This window comes from Pseudomonas sp. LBUM1669, from assembly GCF_059695705.1.
Map to the genome: position 1 here is coordinate 1,932,680 of NZ_CP166784.1, position 15,131 is coordinate 1,947,810.

The 15,131-nt window shown below is 61.3% G+C and carries 19 protein-coding genes; 17 read left to right on the forward strand and 2 right to left on the reverse strand.

All coding sequences use genetic code 11. From position 1 onward, the window contains the following. Positions 1–38: 38 nt before the first annotated feature. The 7 genes from ACA051_RS08940 to ACA051_RS08970 all read left to right on the forward strand — a co-directional run bounded on the left by ACA051_RS08940 (position 39) and on the right by ACA051_RS08970 (position 5,546). Positions 39–1,190 (forward strand): protein-glutamate methylesterase/protein-glutamine glutaminase, encoded by a 1,152-nt coding sequence (locus ACA051_RS08940; protein WP_497309222.1) that lies wholly within the window; start codon positions 39–41, stop codon positions 1,188–1,190. Next, positions 1,190–1,930, forward strand: a complete 741-nt coding sequence (locus tag ACA051_RS08945; RefSeq protein WP_131061601.1) for a flagellar motor protein — start codon at positions 1,190–1,192, stop codon at positions 1,928–1,930. The genes ACA051_RS08940 and ACA051_RS08945 overlap by 1 nt, the downstream gene beginning before the upstream one ends. 15 nt (positions 1,931–1,945) lie before the next feature. Then, entirely contained in the window at positions 1,946–2,836 is an 891-nt protein-coding gene (motD, locus tag ACA051_RS08950) for a flagellar motor protein MotD (protein WP_497374417.1), read from the forward strand. Between the two features lie 43 nt (positions 2,837–2,879). Next, a complete protein-coding gene (locus ACA051_RS08955) occupies positions 2,880–3,668 on the forward strand; it encodes a ParA family protein (protein WP_109628602.1) in 789 nt (262 codons plus the stop codon). Between the two features lies 1 nt (position 3,669). Beyond that, positions 3,670–4,578 (forward strand): CheW domain-containing protein, encoded by a 909-nt coding sequence (locus tag ACA051_RS08960; protein WP_497374419.1) that lies wholly within the window; start codon positions 3,670–3,672, stop codon positions 4,576–4,578. Positions 4,579–4,667: 89 nt separating this feature from the next. Continuing rightward, complete coding sequence (locus ACA051_RS08965; protein WP_010456928.1) at positions 4,668–5,153, forward strand: chemotaxis protein CheW; 486 nt, start codon at positions 4,668–4,670, stop codon at positions 5,151–5,153. Further along, positions 5,154–5,546, forward strand: a complete 393-nt coding sequence (locus tag ACA051_RS08970; RefSeq protein ID WP_497309228.1) for a DUF2802 domain-containing protein — start codon at positions 5,154–5,156, stop codon at positions 5,544–5,546. Positions 5,547–5,660: 114 nt separating this feature from the next. Here the strand turns inward: ACA051_RS08970 and ACA051_RS08975 are convergent, their stop codons facing one another. Both ACA051_RS08975 and fliK read right to left on the reverse strand, forming a co-directional pair. Then, positions 5,661–5,990: an EscU/YscU/HrcU family type III secretion system export apparatus switch protein gene (locus ACA051_RS08975; protein ID WP_497309230.1), complete on the reverse strand. Its 330-nt coding sequence runs from the start codon at positions 5,988–5,990 to the stop codon at positions 5,661–5,663. After that, positions 5,987–7,561: a flagellar hook-length control protein FliK gene (gene fliK, locus ACA051_RS08980; protein ID WP_497374420.1), complete on the reverse strand. Its 1,575-nt coding sequence runs from the start codon at positions 7,559–7,561 to the stop codon at positions 5,987–5,989. Before fliK ends, ACA051_RS08975 begins: the two co-directional genes overlap by 4 nt. A gap of 197 nt (positions 7,562–7,758) precedes the next feature. Here fliK and ccmA point away from each other — a divergent pair, with 197 nt between their 5' ends. The 10 genes from ccmA (at position 7,759) to ACA051_RS09030 (ending at position 15,127) form a co-directional block, all read left to right on the forward strand. Continuing rightward, on the forward strand, positions 7,759–8,394 hold the full coding sequence (ccmA, locus tag ACA051_RS08985; RefSeq protein ID WP_497374421.1) for a cytochrome c biogenesis heme-transporting ATPase CcmA: 636 nt from the start codon (positions 7,759–7,761) through the stop codon (positions 8,392–8,394). Next, positions 8,391–9,059 carry a heme exporter protein CcmB gene (gene ccmB / locus ACA051_RS08990; protein ID WP_497374422.1) on the forward strand — a complete coding sequence of 223 codons (669 nt, stop codon included), beginning with the start codon at positions 8,391–8,393 and terminating at the stop codon, positions 9,057–9,059. The genes ccmA and ccmB overlap by 4 nt, the downstream gene beginning before the upstream one ends. 75 nt (positions 9,060–9,134) lie before the next feature. Then, complete coding sequence (locus ACA051_RS08995; protein ID WP_010456917.1) at positions 9,135–9,890, forward strand: heme ABC transporter permease; 756 nt, start codon at positions 9,135–9,137, stop codon at positions 9,888–9,890. Continuing rightward, positions 9,887–10,063, forward strand: coding sequence for a heme exporter protein CcmD (gene ccmD, locus ACA051_RS09000; RefSeq protein ID WP_008145547.1), 177 nt, complete (start codon positions 9,887–9,889; stop codon positions 10,061–10,063). Before ACA051_RS08995 ends, ccmD begins: the two co-directional genes overlap by 4 nt. Next, the gene (ccmE, locus tag ACA051_RS09005) at positions 10,060–10,515 is read left to right on the forward strand and encodes a cytochrome c maturation protein CcmE (RefSeq protein ID WP_283183583.1); all 456 of its coding nucleotides are present in this window, start codon (positions 10,060–10,062) and stop codon (positions 10,513–10,515) included. The genes ccmD and ccmE overlap by 4 nt, the downstream gene beginning before the upstream one ends. 3 nt (positions 10,516–10,518) lie before the next feature. After that, positions 10,519–12,507 (forward strand): heme lyase CcmF/NrfE family subunit, encoded by a 1,989-nt coding sequence (locus tag ACA051_RS09010; RefSeq protein WP_497309236.1) that lies wholly within the window; start codon positions 10,519–10,521, stop codon positions 12,505–12,507. After that, complete coding sequence (locus ACA051_RS09015) at positions 12,504–13,040, forward strand: DsbE family thiol:disulfide interchange protein (protein WP_497309238.1); 537 nt, start codon at positions 12,504–12,506, stop codon at positions 13,038–13,040. Before ACA051_RS09010 ends, ACA051_RS09015 begins: the two co-directional genes overlap by 4 nt. Further along, positions 13,037–13,510 (forward strand): cytochrome c-type biogenesis protein, encoded by a 474-nt coding sequence (locus ACA051_RS09020; RefSeq protein ID WP_497309239.1) that lies wholly within the window; start codon positions 13,037–13,039, stop codon positions 13,508–13,510. Before ACA051_RS09015 ends, ACA051_RS09020 begins: the two co-directional genes overlap by 4 nt. After that, complete coding sequence (ccmI, locus tag ACA051_RS09025; RefSeq protein ID WP_497309241.1) at positions 13,503–14,705, forward strand: c-type cytochrome biogenesis protein CcmI; 1,203 nt, start codon at positions 13,503–13,505, stop codon at positions 14,703–14,705. The genes ACA051_RS09020 and ccmI overlap by 8 nt, the downstream gene beginning before the upstream one ends. A 14-nt stretch (positions 14,706–14,719) precedes the next feature. After that, positions 14,720–15,127, forward strand: a complete 408-nt coding sequence (locus ACA051_RS09030; protein WP_497309242.1) for a hypothetical protein — start codon at positions 14,720–14,722, stop codon at positions 15,125–15,127. The last annotated feature ends 4 nt before the right edge of the window (positions 15,128–15,131 follow it).

Here is a 15,131-nt window from a genome sequence, read left to right on the forward strand (position 1 = left end):
GGGGCGACTAAGCCTCGCTCCGTCCTAACGGAGTGTTTATGGCAGTCAAAGTCCTGGTGGTGGACGATTCGGGGTTTTTCCGCCGCCGCGTCTCGGAAATTCTTTCAGCGGATCCGAATATCCAGGTCGTCGGTACGGCGACCAACGGAAAAGAGGCGATCGATCAGGCGCTGGCCCTCAAGCCAGACGTGATCACCATGGACTACGAGATGCCGATGATGGATGGCATCACGGCGGTGCGGCACATCATGCAACGCTGCCCGACCCCGGTATTGATGTTCTCCTCGCTGACCCATGAAGGCGCCCGGGTCACCCTCGATGCGCTGGACGCCGGCGCGGTGGATTTCCTGCCGAAGAATTTCGAAGACATCTCCCGCAACCCGGAGAAGGTCAAACAACTGCTGTGCGAGAAGATTCTCAGCATTTCGCGCAGTAACCGTCGCGCCAATACCTACAGCGCACCGGCCCCGGTCGCCGCGCCAGCCCCCACGCCTGCGCCTTCGAGCGTCAGCAGTTACGGCAGCAGCACGCCTGTGCGCGCGGCTCCGGCACCGATTCCGGCGCGTAGCTACGCACCGACACCGGCCCCGGCATCGTCCGGCCCGTCGTCGCCCGCGCCAAAACGCAAAGCCTACAAACTGGTGGCCATTGGCACGTCCACGGGCGGTCCGGTTGCCCTGCAACGGGTGTTGACCCAGTTACCGGCCAACTTCCCAGCCCCGATCGTACTGATCCAGCACATGCCGGCCGCCTTCACCAAGGCCTTCGCCGAACGTCTGGACAAGCTCTGCCGCATCAGCGTCAAGGAAGCCGAGGATGGCGACATCCTGCGTCCGGGCCTGGCGCTGCTGGCACCGGGTGGCAAGCAAATGATGATCGACGGCCGTGGGGCGGTGAAAATCCTGCCGGGCGACGAGCGTCTGAACTACAAACCGTGCGTGGACATCACTTTCGGTTCCGCAGCCAAGTCCTACGGCGACAAAGTTCTGGCGGTCGTACTGACCGGCATGGGCGCCGACGGTCGTGAAGGCGCACGTCTGCTCAAGCAGGGCGGCAGCGCGATCTGGGCTCAGGATGAAGCCAGCTGCGTGATCTACGGCATGCCGATGGCTATCGTCAAAGCCGATCTCGCCGACGCGATCTACGGTCTGGACGATATTGGCAGGCACTTGGTCGAGGCGTGTATCTGATGGATGTTTTAAGCCTTATCGGGATCATCATGGCGTTTGTCGCCATCATTGGCGGCAACTACCTTGAAGGCGGTCACCTCGGCGCATTGGCCAACGGCCCGGCTGCGCTGATCGTACTCGGTGGGACCATCGGCGCGGCGTTGCTGCAATCGCCGATGAGCGCCTTCAAGCGTGCCATGCAAATCATTGGCTGGATTCTGTTTCCGCCTCGCGTTGACCTGGCCGGCGGCATCGACCGCGTCGTCAACTGGAGCCTGACCGCGCGCAAGGAAGGTTTGCTCGGTCTGGAAGGGGTGGCCGATGCCGAACCTGACAGCTACTCGCGCAAAGGCCTGCAACTGCTGGTCGACGGCGCCGAGCCGGAAGCGATTCGCAGCATTCTGGAAGTGGATTTCTACACCCAGGAAAGCCGTGACATCGAAGCCGCAAAAGTCTTCGAAAGCATGGGCGGCTACGCGCCGACCATCGGCATCATCGGCGCGGTGATGGGCCTGATCCATGTCATGGGCAACCTGGCCGATCCGACGCAACTGGGCAGCGGCATTGCCGTCGCCTTCGTCGCGACCATCTACGGCGTGGCCAGTGCCAACCTGGTGTTGCTGCCGATTGCCGCCAAGCTCAAGTCCGTCGCGTTACGCCAGTCGCGTTATCGCGAAATGTTGCTGGAAGGGATCCTGTCGATCGCCGAAGGTGAAAACCCTCGCTCTATTGAGTTGAAGCTTCAGGGCTTCATGGATTGATGGGGGATATGGACCATGGCACGTCGCAGGCAACCTGAAGAACATGTAAACCATGAACGCTGGCTCGTTTCCTACGCCGACTTCATCACGTTGCTGTTCGCGTTTTTCGTGGTCATGTACTCGATCTCTTCGATCAACGAAGGCAAGTACAAAGTCATTTCGCAAGCGTTGATTGGGGTCTTCGCCGACGCCGATCGCTCCCTCAAGCCCATTCCGGTTGGCGAAGAGCGGCCAATGACCGTGACCCCGGCCAAGCCGCTGGTCAAGGACAGCGAGCAGGTCGACGCCGGTTTAGCAGGCGCCAGCGATCCGCTGAAAAGCATCGCCGATGACATCAGCGCGGCGTTTGGCGACTTGATCAAGTCCAACCAGATGACCGTGCACGGCAACGAGCTGTGGGTCGAGATCGAGCTCAACTCCAGCCTGTTGTTCGGCAGCGGCGACGCCATGCCCAGCGACATGGCGTTCAACATCATCGACAAGGTCGCCGGCATTCTGAAACCGTTCGACAACCCGATCCACGTCGAAGGATTTACCGACGATCAACCGATCCGCACCGCGCAATACCCGACCAACTGGGAGCTGTCCTCGGCCCGTTCGGCGAGCATCGTGCGCATGCTAGCGATGCAGGGCGTGAACCCGGGTCGCCTGGCGTCGGTGGGTTACGGCGAATTCCAGCCGGTGGCCAATAACGCCACCGCCGAGGGCCGTGCACGCAACCGTCGTGTCGTGCTGGTCGTGTCACGCAATCTCGATGTACGTCGCAGCCTCACCGGTACCGGAACCGCCCATACGCAACCGGATGCCGCGTTGAAGCGTGCTGGCACACAAACTGCACCGACCCCGGTCAAGTCGCCGGTACGAGAGAGCGCCGTCAATTCTCCGTCGCCTGCATCAACACGTTGAGCTATTTCTCGGTCGAGCGTATCGACCGGGAGGAACATTTCGAATGAGAGTCTGGGCCGTTGCCAATCAAAAGGGTGGTGTTGGTAAAACCACTTCCTCTATCGCTTTAGCCGGTTTGCTGGCCGAGGCGGGCAAGCGCGTGGTCGTGGTCGATCTCGACCCCCACGGCTCCATGACCAGCTACTTCGGCTACGACCCCGACAGCCTGGAACACAGCAGCTACGACTTGTTCCTGCACAAGGGCAGCGTGCCGCAAGGTTTGCCCGGTCAGTTGCTGCTGCCGACCAGTGACGAACGCATTTCGCTGTTGCCGTCGAGCACCGCTCTGGCCACGCTTGAACGTCAGTCGCCGGGCCAGAGTGGTTTGGGCCTGGTGATTGCCAAGAGCCTGGCGCAGCTGTGGCAGGACTTCGATTACGCCGTGATCGACAGCCCGCCGTTGCTCGGCGTACTGATGGTCAATGCCTTGGCGGCGAGCCAGCAGTTGGTCATTCCGGTGCAGACTGAACACCTGGCCGTCAAAGGCCTGGAACGCATGGTCAACACCCTGGCAATGATCAACCGCTCACGCAAAGTGGCGTTGCCGTTCACCATCATTCCGACTCTGTTCGACCGCCGCACCCAGGCGTCCCTCGGGACCCTTCGCGTGCTGCGCGACAAATACCCGGAAGAGATCTGGCAAGGCTACATCCCGATCGACACGCGCCTGCGGGATGCGAGCCGGGCCGGGCTGACGCCTTCGCAATTCGACGGCAAGAGCCGTGGGGTTCTCGCTTATCGCGCCTTGCTCAAGCATTTGCTGGCAGCACAACTTGTCCCGCAGGTGGCCTGAGATGAATCGGCCGGTGAAAATCACCTCGCGTCCGCAACTGGCGCTCCAGTCGTATCTGGACAGCCTGCTGATGGAGGCGACTGAAGAGTTGCCGCTGGAAGTGGAAGCGGTGGCTGAAGTCATTGAGGTTGTCGAAGCGGTAGAGGTTGAGGCTGCGCTGGACGAGTTCCAGGCAGCCGTGCTTGAAGAGCAGGCGCGTGATGCGCAGAAGTCCGTCGTGACCGCTGCACCTGTCGTAGCGCCCGTGGCGGCTCCGGTCGCTGCACCGGTCGCAAAAGCACCGGTGGTACTCGAAGAAGCGCCGGCACCGGTTCTGGCGTCGGTATCGACCCTCGCACCGTTGCTGCAAACCCTGGTGCCGCCGCTGGTCGAAGTCCATCTGCCGCCGAGCAACACGCCGCCACCGGTAGAAACTGACGGTCGCCCGGCGTGGGCCGCCGAGCCGTTCGAATGCCTGCTGTTCGATGTCGCCGGGTTGACCCTGGCGGTGCCGCTGGTGTGCCTGGGCTCGATTTATTCGCTGGCCGGTCACGAGCTGACGCCGCTGTTCGGTCAGCCGGAGTGGTTCCTCGGGATCCTGCCGAGTCAGGCCGGCAACCTGAAAGTCCTCGACACCGCGCGCTGGGTCATGCCCGACCGCTACCGCGATGATTTCCGCCAGGGCCTGCAATACGTCATTTCGGTTCAGGGCTACGAGTGGGGGCTGGCGGTGCATCAGGTCAGTCGCTCATTGCGCCTGGACCCGAACGAAATCAAATGGAGAAGTCATCGAGGTCAGCGGCCATGGCTCGCCGGCACGGTGATTGAGCACATGTGTGCGCTGCTGGACGTTTCTGCCCTGGCCGAGTTGATCGCCAGCGGTGGGGCAAAGCACATGGGCGGCAGCAAGCCGCTACACAAACCGACATAGCTGCCGACATAACAAGTATGCGACGGCATTGTTGAATGCCGCCACACAGAACACACACCGCCAGAAGCGGTTTTTCGAGGGGTCAGGGTATGAGTAGTCAAGCGACGAATGCAAAAGGTTCCGAAGATCCGATCCTGCAATGGGTAACCTTCAAGCTGGACAATGAAACCTACGGCATCAACGTGATGCGCGTTCAGGAAGTCCTGCGTTACACCGAAATCGCCCCGGTCCCGGGTGCCCCGAGCTACGTGCTGGGCATCATCAACCTGCGCGGTAACGTGGTCACCGTCATCGACACCCGTCAGCGCTTCGGCCTGATGAATGCCGAGATCAGCGACAACACCCGTATCGTGATCATCGAAGCCGACAAGCAAGTGGTCGGGATCATGGTCGATAGCGTGGCCGAAGTGGTTTACCTGCGTCAGTCGGAAATCGAGACCGCGCCGAACGTCGGTAACGAAGAGTCCGCCAAGTTCATCCAAGGCGTGTGCAACAAGAACAACGAACTGCTGATCCTGGTCGAACTGGACAAGATGATGAGCGAAGAAGAATGGTCGGACCTGGAGAACATCTGATTGATTCTTGAGGTAGCGGTCATTGTCCTGTTCCTTTTCTGGGCAGGCACGCTGGCAATGTTCCTGGCGTACATCCGCAGCCAGCGCGTGATCGCGGCGCAACAGGCCGAGGGTGATGCGCTGCGCGATCAGCGCATCAAGGACCTGGCCAAGCGCGTCGACGATTATCAGCGCGGCAACGTGCGCATGGGTGAAGACCTGCACGAACTGCGCGCCGTCGTCGGTCCCTTGCCGGACAAACTGGCTCAGCTGGAACAGCGCGATCCGTCGAGCCTGTCGTTTGCACAGGCGGCACGATTGGTCGGGATGGGGGCTACCGTTGATGAACTGACTCAGTCGTGTGGTTTGACCCAGGCTGAAGCGGAGTTGATGCGCAAGCTTCACCGGAACTGAGATAGCCAATCGCGAGCAGGCTCACTCCCACAGTAGATCTTCAGTGAACACATTCTGTGCACGCCAAAGATCCAATGTAGGAGTGAGCCTGCTCGCGATGGCGTCCTCGAAACCTCAGTAGTCATCCCCGCGTTCGGTAATGTCCTTCTCCAGCACGACCGCCTCTGGATCATGCCCCGCCGGAAACTTGCCCTTCAAACTCCACGCAAAAGCAATAATCTCGGCAATCGTGCGGTACAACTCCTCCGGAATGCTGTCCCCCAACTCCATCTTCGCCAGCAGCCTTACCAGCTCCGGGTTCTCATAGATCGGCACTTCGCATTCGCGAGCAATTTTCAAAATCGCTTCCGCCAGTTCTTCGTCACCTTTGGCCGTGAGGGTAGGGGCATGGGTGCCGTCGTATTTGAGGGCGATGGCCTGGCGTGGGGTGTTGGGGTTTCTCATGCGGTTTCGTCAACCCAGCGTTGTTCGAGGCGGGTTTGAGGGCCTTGTGGTGGTGTGCCGAGGTGGCAGTCGAGATCGCCGACGTTCAGCCCGGAATCCAGCAAGCGCTGGCGCAGCGCGGCCAGATTGCTTTCGATCAGGCTGGCGGTGTAAGGGCGTTCGGCCCAGAGCTGGCTGGACAGGCTGCCCTTGATCAACTGCGCCTGAATCTGCAACGGGCCCAGCGGTTCCATGTCGAACGCCAGGTCCACGCGCCACAGGGGCTGTTTCGGCTCGCGTTCGTCTCGGCGTTCGTGGGGTGGTTCTTTCTCGGGTGCTTCTTCGCGCTGGAATTTGACCTGCAGCGGCACGATGTCCTGCAAATTGCGCATCGGGATTTCCAGCTGCCAGGTGCTGAGCAGTCGTCCATCGTCAGTGACGCCGGTTTGCTCAAGACTCGATAATTGATGGCTTTGCAGGCGCGAGACGGCCGCCGCAGCCAGACGCAGCAACTGTTCCAGATCGTCTTCGCCGTCGTGGCTTTGCAGCAGCCGTTCGGGCAGCGGGAAACTGGCGGGCAGCGGCTTTGCGCTGACCTGGCCGAGCATGCCGAGGGCGCTGCGCACGAAACTCGGCATGGACTGGACCAAGGTGTTGGCCGCGATGATCGCGTTGAGATTGGTGTTGGCCGGCAGCCCCGGCGTCAGTTGCGCGATCAGCTTGAGCAGATCGCCTTTCATGTCCGGCGCCAATGTCGGGTTTTGTCCACTCAGCAATTTCGCTTCGAGGAACAGCCCGCTATTGGCCAGCGCCTGGGCGAGGCCTTTTGGCGTACTCAGTTGCTGAACGTCCGGCAAACCGGCCAGCAGTTTTTCCACGGCAACACGTAGGTCGCTGGAGGTCTGGTCCGACGGTGGCAGGTTTTGCAGCACCTTTATCAAGCCATCCAGCGAACCTTGGCGGCTCTGCTGACTGACCAATTGCTGGGTGACCGCCAACTGCTCCTGACGATTGCTCAGCGGCACGAACTTCAAGGTTTGCGTGTCCTGCACCAAGGCGCTCAACAACGTACTGATGCGCAGCGGCGTAGGGCTGTCGATGCTCAGCGTGCTGCCGCTCAACGCGGTGTTGAGCAGGCTCACCATCGAACGAAACACCGTCGGCTGGCCCGGCACCTGCGGCAACACCTGCGAAGTCAGCACTTTACCCTGCAACAACGTCCCGACAGGCAATTGCGCCGTGTCGATGCGGGTGAGGGTGGCGACGCTGGAAGCAATGGCCTGTTGCACCGTGATCGCCAGATTGCTGGCTGACGGCTGGGTGATCGCCAGGCTGGTGCCCTGGGGCAGCGGCTGGGTGCTGGTGGCCTGGACCGTGGTCTGGCGACCGCTGTCGAGGGTGACTTTGAGCAACAGTTGAAAGGTCTGATCCGCTTGCTTGAGCGACAGCACTTCGGCCTTGGCGGTCTGGCCGGGTGTGATCAGGCCCTCCATCGGCGTCAGCAGCTTGAGCAGATCGCCACTCACCACCAACGGCCGCGAAGTCGCGGGCGTGGTCTGTGGTAGCGGGAGGATGTTCATTTCGCCTGTCATACGCGGTCACAACCTGAGGAAAATGCACTCTTTAGAGTAGGGCATGGCATGTATAATGCCGCCCGTCTTTCGGGGAGTGGCGAAAACATTGCATTTGTTTGACGCAGCTCTCTAGAACAGGCCGCCAATGCATCTATGCTGCATCTCTTTAGCGGCCGCTCCGCCGCCGACTTGAACCGCAAAAGGCCCGTGATCTCTTGACCAGTCCTGTCCTGCAAACCGTTGCCCTCGCTTGTGAGCGAGACCTTCGGCTGCTTTTCGAAAATCTCGAATTGAGACTGGCCAGTGGCGAAATGGTGCAAATCAGTGGCCCCAACGGCAGTGGCAAAACCAGCCTTTTACGTCTGCTGTCCGGATTGATGCAGCCGACCGCCGGTCAAGTGTTGCTCAACGGCCAGCCGCTGAACGACCAGCGCCTTGAACTGGCGCGCAACCTGCTGTGGATCGGGCATGCCGCCGGGATCAAGGACTTGCTGACGCCGGAAGAAAACCTGATCTGGCTCTGCGCCCTGCATCAACCCGCTTCCCACGAGGCGATCTGGCAAGCGCTGGCCGATGTCGGACTGCGCGGTTTCGAGGATGTTCCCTGCCACACGTTGTCCGCCGGCCAGAAGCGCCGTGTAGCGTTGGCTCGGCTGTATCTGGACAGCCCGCCGCTGTGGATCCTCGACGAGCCGTTCACTGCGCTCGATAAACAAGGCGTGGCGCAACTCGAAGAACACCTTGCCGCCCACTGTGAGCGCGGCGGCATGGTGGTGCTGACCACCCACCACACGCTGAGCCGAATGCCGGCCGGCTATCGCGATATCGATCTGGGGAAGTGGGCCGTATGAGTGTTTTCGGCCTGTTGGTCGCCCGTGAGGCCCGCCTGCTGTTCCGCCGTCCGGCTGAACTGGCCAATCCGTTGGTATTTTTCGCGATCGTCGTTTCCCTGTTCCCTTTGGCGGTCGGTCCCGAGTCTCAATTGTTGCAAATCTTGTCTCCGGGGCTGGTCTGGGTCGCGGCCCTTTTATCGGTCCTGCTCTCGCTGGACGGGCTCTTCCGCAGTGATTTCGAAGACGGATCGCTTGAACAGTGGGTCCTTTCGTCGCACCCCCTGCCTCTTCTGGTTTTGGCCAAGGTACTGGCACACTGGGCCTTCTCTGGCCTGGCACTGGTTTTGCTCGCTCCACTGCTGGCGTTGATGCTCGGTTTGCCAACCGGCTGTCTGCCGGTGTTGCTGCTTTCTTTATTGCTGGGTACACCGGTGCTGAGCCTGCTCGGTGCGGTGGGCGCAGCCCTGACGGTGGGATTGAAGCGTGGCGGCCTGTTGCTGGCGCTGCTGATTCTGCCGCTGTACATCCCGGTGTTGATTCTCGGCAGTGGCGCCTTGCAGGCGGCCCTGCAGGGCATGCCGGCGACCGGTTATCTCTTGTGGCTTGGTAGCCTGACCGCCCTGGCGATAACGCTGACACCGTTTGCAATAGCTGCTGGCCTGAAGATCAGCGTCGGCGAATAATGAGGTCTGGTCAAAATTTGATCAGTAAAGACCCTGTGCTCTTCATAGCGAAGAGCAACCGTGATGGAAACAGTAATGAACTGGACCTGGTTTCATAAGCTCGGCTCGCCCAAATGGTTTTACGGCATCAGTGGCAAACTGCTGCCGTGGCTGAGCATCGCCGCAGTGCTGCTGATCGGCGTCGGCGTGGTCTGGGGCCTGGCCTTCGCGCCGCCTGACTACCAGCAAGGCAACAGCTTTCGCATCATCTATATCCACGTTCCGGCCGCCATGCTGGCGCAGTCCGTCTACGTCATGCTGGCGGTGTGCGGCATCGTCGGGCTGGTCTGGAAAATGAAACTGGCCGACGTCGCCCTGCAATGCGCGGCGCCCATCGGTGCCTGGATGACCGCCGTGGCGCTGGTCACCGGCGCGATCTGGGGCAAACCGACCTGGGGCTCGTGGTGGGTCTGGGATGCGCGACTGACGTCCATGCTTATTCTGCTGTTTCTGTACTTCGGTCTTATTGCGCTGGGCAACGCGATCAGTAATCGTGACAGCGCGGCCAAGGCCTGCGCGGTATTGGCGATTGTCGGCGTGATCAACATCCCGATCATCAAATACTCGGTGGAGTGGTGGAACACCCTGCACCAGGGCGCGACCTTCACCCTCACCGAAAAACCGGCAATGCCCGCCGAGATGTGGCTGCCATTGTTGCTGACGGTGCTGGGTTTCTACTGTTTCTTCGGCGCGGTGTTGTTGCTGCGCATGCGCCTTGAAGTGCTCAAGCGCGAAGCCCGGGCCAGTTGGGTGAAAGCTGAAGTGCAGAACAGTCTGGAGGCCGTTCGATGAGTTTTGCTTCATTCGGCGACTTCCTCGCCATGGGCCATCACGCCCTGTATGTCTGGTCAGCCTATGGCATCTGCCTGGCGGTGCTGGCCCTCAACGTGGCGGCGCCGATCCTGGCCCGCAAGCGGTATCTGCAACAAGAGGCGCGTCGTTTGCGCCGGGAGAACGGCAAGTGAATCCGCTGCGCAAAAAGCGTCTTATCATCATTCTCGCGATCCTGGTGGGTGTCGGCGCTGCCGTCGGCCTGGCCCTGAGCGCCCTGCAGCAGAACATCAATCTGTTTTACACCCCGACCCAGATCGCCAACGGCGAAGCCCCGCAAGACACGCGCATTCGCGCCGGCGGCATGGTCGAGAAGGGCTCGCTGCAACGTTCCGGCGATTCGCTGGACGTGAAATTTATCGTCACCGACTTCAGCAAATCCGTGACCATCAGCTACCGCGGCATCCTCCCGGACCTGTTCCGTGAAGGGCAGGGCATCGTGGCCTTGGGCAAACTCAACGCTGACGGCGTGGTGGTTGCCGACGAAGTGCTGGCCAAGCACGATGAAAAGTACATGCCGCCGGAAGTGACCAAGGCTTTGAAAGACAGCGGTCAATCTGCTCCAACGCCCGCGAAGGAGGGTTGATCGATGACATCCGCACTGTTTATTCCTGAACTCGGCCACTTGGCCATGATCCTGGCGCTGTGTTTTGCGCTGGTCCAGGCCATCGTGCCATTGCTCGGCGCCTGGCGCGGTGACCGTTTGTGGATGAGCCTCGCTCAGCCAGCGGCCTGGGGCCAGTTCGCCTTTTTGCTGTTCGCCTTTGGCTGCCTGACGTACGCGTTCATGGCCGACGACTTCTCCGTCGCCTACGTGGCCAGCAACTCCAACAGCGCCTTGCCGTGGTACTACAAGTTCAGCGCGGTGTGGGGCGCTCACGAAGGCTCGCTGCTGCTCTGGGCCTTGATCCTCGGCGGCTGGACCTTTGCGGTGTCGGTGTTCTCCCGGCAGTTGCCGCAAGTGATGCTGGCCCGCGTGCTGGCGGTGATGGGCATGATCAGCACCGGTTTCCTGCTGTTCCTGATCCTCACCTCGAACCCGTTCGCACGGATCCTGCCGCAGATTCCGGCGGACGGTCGCGACCTCAATCCCTTGCTGCAAGACATCGGCCTGATCGTTCACCCACCGATGCTGTACATGGGTTATGTCGGTTTCTCCGTAGCGTTCGCGTTCGCCATCGCTGCCTTGCTGGGCGGTCGTCTTGATGCGGCGTGGGCGCGCTGGTCGCGTCCATGGACCATCGTTGCCTGGGCCTTCCTCGGGATCGGCATCACCCTGGGTTCGTGGTGGGCGTACTACGAACTCGGCTGGGGCGGCTGGTGGTTCTGGGACCCGGTGGAAAACGCCTCGTTCATGCCATGGCTCGTCGGTACGGCGCTGATTCACTCGTTGGCGGTCACGGAAAAACGTGGCGTGTTCAAGAGCTGGACCGTGTTGCTGGCCATTGCCGCGTTCTCGTTGAGCTTGCTCGGTACGTTCCTGGTGCGTTCCGGCGTGCTGACCTCGGTTCACGCCTTTGCCTCCGACCCTGAGCGCGGCGTGTTCATCCTGATTTTCCTGCTGTTCGTGGTCGGCGGTTCGCTGACGCTGTTCGCCCTGCGCGCCCCGGTAGTTAAGAGTCACGTCGGCTTCAATCTGTGGTCCCGGGAAACCCTGCTGCTGGGCAACAACCTGGTGCTGGTGGTGGCGGCGTCGATGATTCTGCTGGGCACCTTGTATCCGCTGATTCTCGATGCGATGACCGGTGCCAAGCTGTCGGTCGGCCCGCCGTACTTCAACGCGCTGTTCATTCCGTTGATGGCGTTGCTGATGATGGTGATGGCCGTCGGCATGCTGGTGCGCTGGAAAGACACCCCGGTCAAATGGCTGATGAGCATGCTGACCCCAGTGTTGCTCGGCAGTGCCGCGTTGGCCGTGGTGGCCGGCGTCGCTTATGGCGATTTCAACTGGGCGGTGATCGCCACGTTCATGCTCGCGGCGTGGGTGCTGTTGGCCGGTGTGCGCGACATCCTCGACAAGACCCGCCACAAAGGCCTGATCAAAGGTCTGCCGACTCTGACCCGCAGCTACTGGGGCATGCAGATCGCGCACTTGGGCATCGCCGTGTGTGCCCTTGGCGTCGTGCTGTCGAGCCAGAACAGTGCCGAGCGCGACTTGCGCCTGGCGCCGGGCGAGTCCATGGACCTGGCCGGTTATCACTTCGTGTTCGAAGGCGCCAAGCACTACGAAGGTCCGAACTTCACCTCCGACAAGGGCACCGTTCGGGTGATCCGCGATGGCAAGGAAGTCAGCGTGTTGCACCCGGAAAAACGCCTCTACACCGTGCAGAACTCGGTGATGACCGAAGCCGGGATCGACGCCGGTTTCACCCGTGACATCTACGTCGCACTCGGCGAACCGCTGGGCGATGGCGCCTGGGCCGTGCGTGTCCACGTCAAACCGTTCGTGCGCTGGATCTGGTTCGGCGGGCTGCTGACAGGTTTCGGCGGGTTGCTGGCGGCGCTGGATCGCCGTTATCGGGTCAAGGTGAAAAGCCGCGTGCGTGAAGCGCTGGGCATGACGGGAGCCACGGCATGAGACGTTGGTTAATGCTGTTGCCACTGGCGATTTTTCTGGTGGTGGCTGTTTTCCTGTATCGCGGGTTGTACCTGGACCCGGCCGAGTTGCCTTCGGCGATGATCGGCAAGCCGTTCCCGGCGTTTTCCCTGCCGACCGTGGAGGGCGACAAGACCCTGACCAAAGCCGACATTCTCGGTAAACCGGCACTGGTCAACGTCTGGGCCACTTGGTGCATCGCCTGCAAGGTCGAGCATCCGGTATTGAACAAGCTGGCCCAGCAGGGCGTGACGATTTATGGCATCAACTATAAGGACGTCAACGCCGACGCGAAGAAGTGGCTGGTGGAATTCCACAACCCTTACCAGTTGGGCATCAGTGACGCGGAGGGCTCGCTGGGCCTGAATCTCGGTGTGTACGGCGCCCCGGAAACCTTTTTCATCGACGCCAAAGGCATCATCCGCGACAAGTTCGTCGGAGTGATCGACGAACAGGTCTGGCGCGAAAAACTGGCGGCCAAGTATCAGGCACTGGTCGATGAGGCCAAGCCATGAAGCGCTGGATAGCCGCCGCTGTATTAGGTTTGAGCATGGCCGGTGTTGCACACGGCGCCATCGACACCTACGAGTTCGCCAAAGAAGGTGATCGCGAGCGTTTTCGCGAGTTGACCAAAGAGCTGCGTTGCCCCAAGTGCCAGAATCAGGACATCGCCGATTCCAACGCACCCATCGCCGCCGACCTGCGCAAAGAGATTTTCCGCATGTTGGGCGAGGGCAAGGACAATCAGCAGATCATCGACTTCATGGTTGATCGCTACGGTGATTTCGTCCGCTACAAACCCGCTCTGAACGCCAAGACCGCTTTGCTCTGGTTCGGCCCGGCCGGCCTGCTGCTGGGCGGTTTTGTGATCATCGCCGTGATCGTCCGCCGTCGTCGCGTGCAACGCGCTGACACCAAGGATGAGCTCTCTGCCGAGGAGCGTGAGCGCCTCGACCACCTGTTGGATAAAACCAAGAATGATTGATTTCTGGCTCGCTGCAGGTCTGCTACTTCTGGTTGCCCTGAGTTTTCTGCTGATCCCTGTTTTGCGTGGCCGTCGCGCTCAACTTGAAGAGGATCGTACTGCCCTGAACGTCGCGCTGTATCAGGAGCGCGTGGCTGAGTTGCAAACCGAGCAGGAAGAGGGCGTGCTCAACGCTGCTCAACTGGAAACCGGTCGCGCCGAAGCTGCCCGTGAGTTGCTCGCCGACACCGAAGGCGTCGAGGCACCGCGCGTGTCCCGCCTTGGCAAACCGTGGCCCTTGCTGGCGGCGATTCTGGTGCCGGTCCTGGGGCTGGGCTTGTACCTGCATTACGGTGCCAGCGACAAGGTTGAACTGACCCGCGAATTCGCCCAGGCGCCGCAGTCGATGGAAGAGATGACCCAGCGTCTGGAGCGCGCGGTCGCGGCGCAGCCGGATTCGGCTGAAGGCTTGTACTTCCTCGGTCGCACCTACATGGCTCAGGACCGTCCTGGCGACGCGGCGAAGATCTTCGAGCGCACGGTGAACCTGGCCGGTCGTCAGCCGGAGCTGCTCGGCCAATGGGCCCAGGCCCAGTACTTCGCCGATGGCAAAAAGTGGTCGGACAAGATTCAGGCGTTGACTGACGAAGCGCTGAAAGCCGATCCGAAAGAAGTCACCAGCCTTGGCCTGCTGGGCATCGCGGCGTTTGAAAGCCAGCGGTATCAGGACGCCATCGACTACTGGAATCGCCTGTTGGCGCAACTGCCGCCGGAGGACAGTTCCCGTGCCGCGCTGCAAGGCGGGATCACGCGAGCCACCGAGAAACTCGAAGCCAGCGGTGGCAAAGTCGCCCAGGCTCCAGCGGCCAAAGCGGCAGCGAAGCTTACAGTCACCGTCGATCTGGCGCCCGAGCTCAAAGCCAAGGTTCTGCCCGGCGACAGCGTGTTCATTTTCGCCCGCGCGACCTCGGGTCCACCGGCACCGCTGGCCGCCAAGCGTCTGACCGTGGCTGATCTGCCGGCCACCGTCGAACTGGGCGATGCCGACGCAATGATGCCGCAGTTGAAACTGTCGAACTTCCCTGAAGTCCAACTGGTTGCGCGCATCTCTCGCGCCGGCCAACCAACGGCCGGCGAATGGATCGGTCGCAGCCAGCCTCTGGCCAGCAGCAGCACGACGCAGCAAACACTGACCATCGACAGCCCGGACAAATGACAGGAAACGCCACTATGACCACCATCGCTCGTATCACCCTGCTCAGTATGGTTTTGGGGTTAAGCGCTTGTGTGGTCCAACGGCCCCCTGAGCAGCCAACCCCGCCACCGATCCCGCCGTCGCAGCCAAGTACCAAACCGGCGCCCTCGACAGCGCCGAGTAAACCGACCACCCCGGCCAAACCCGCCAAGCCGCTGCCACGCACTTCCGCCAGCTTCGCGCCGCCACCGGGGGGCAACAGCCATTGGGATGCCAAGCTTGGCGTCTATGTGCTTGATGACCAACCCAACACCTTCTACCGCCAGCGCACCTACTACCGCTGGAACAACGGCTGGAGCCGGTCGATCAGCCCGAACGGGCCATGGGAAGAGACCAATATCCATGGTGTGCCGGGTGGGTTGGGGCGGCAGTTCGGGGAGTAAACAG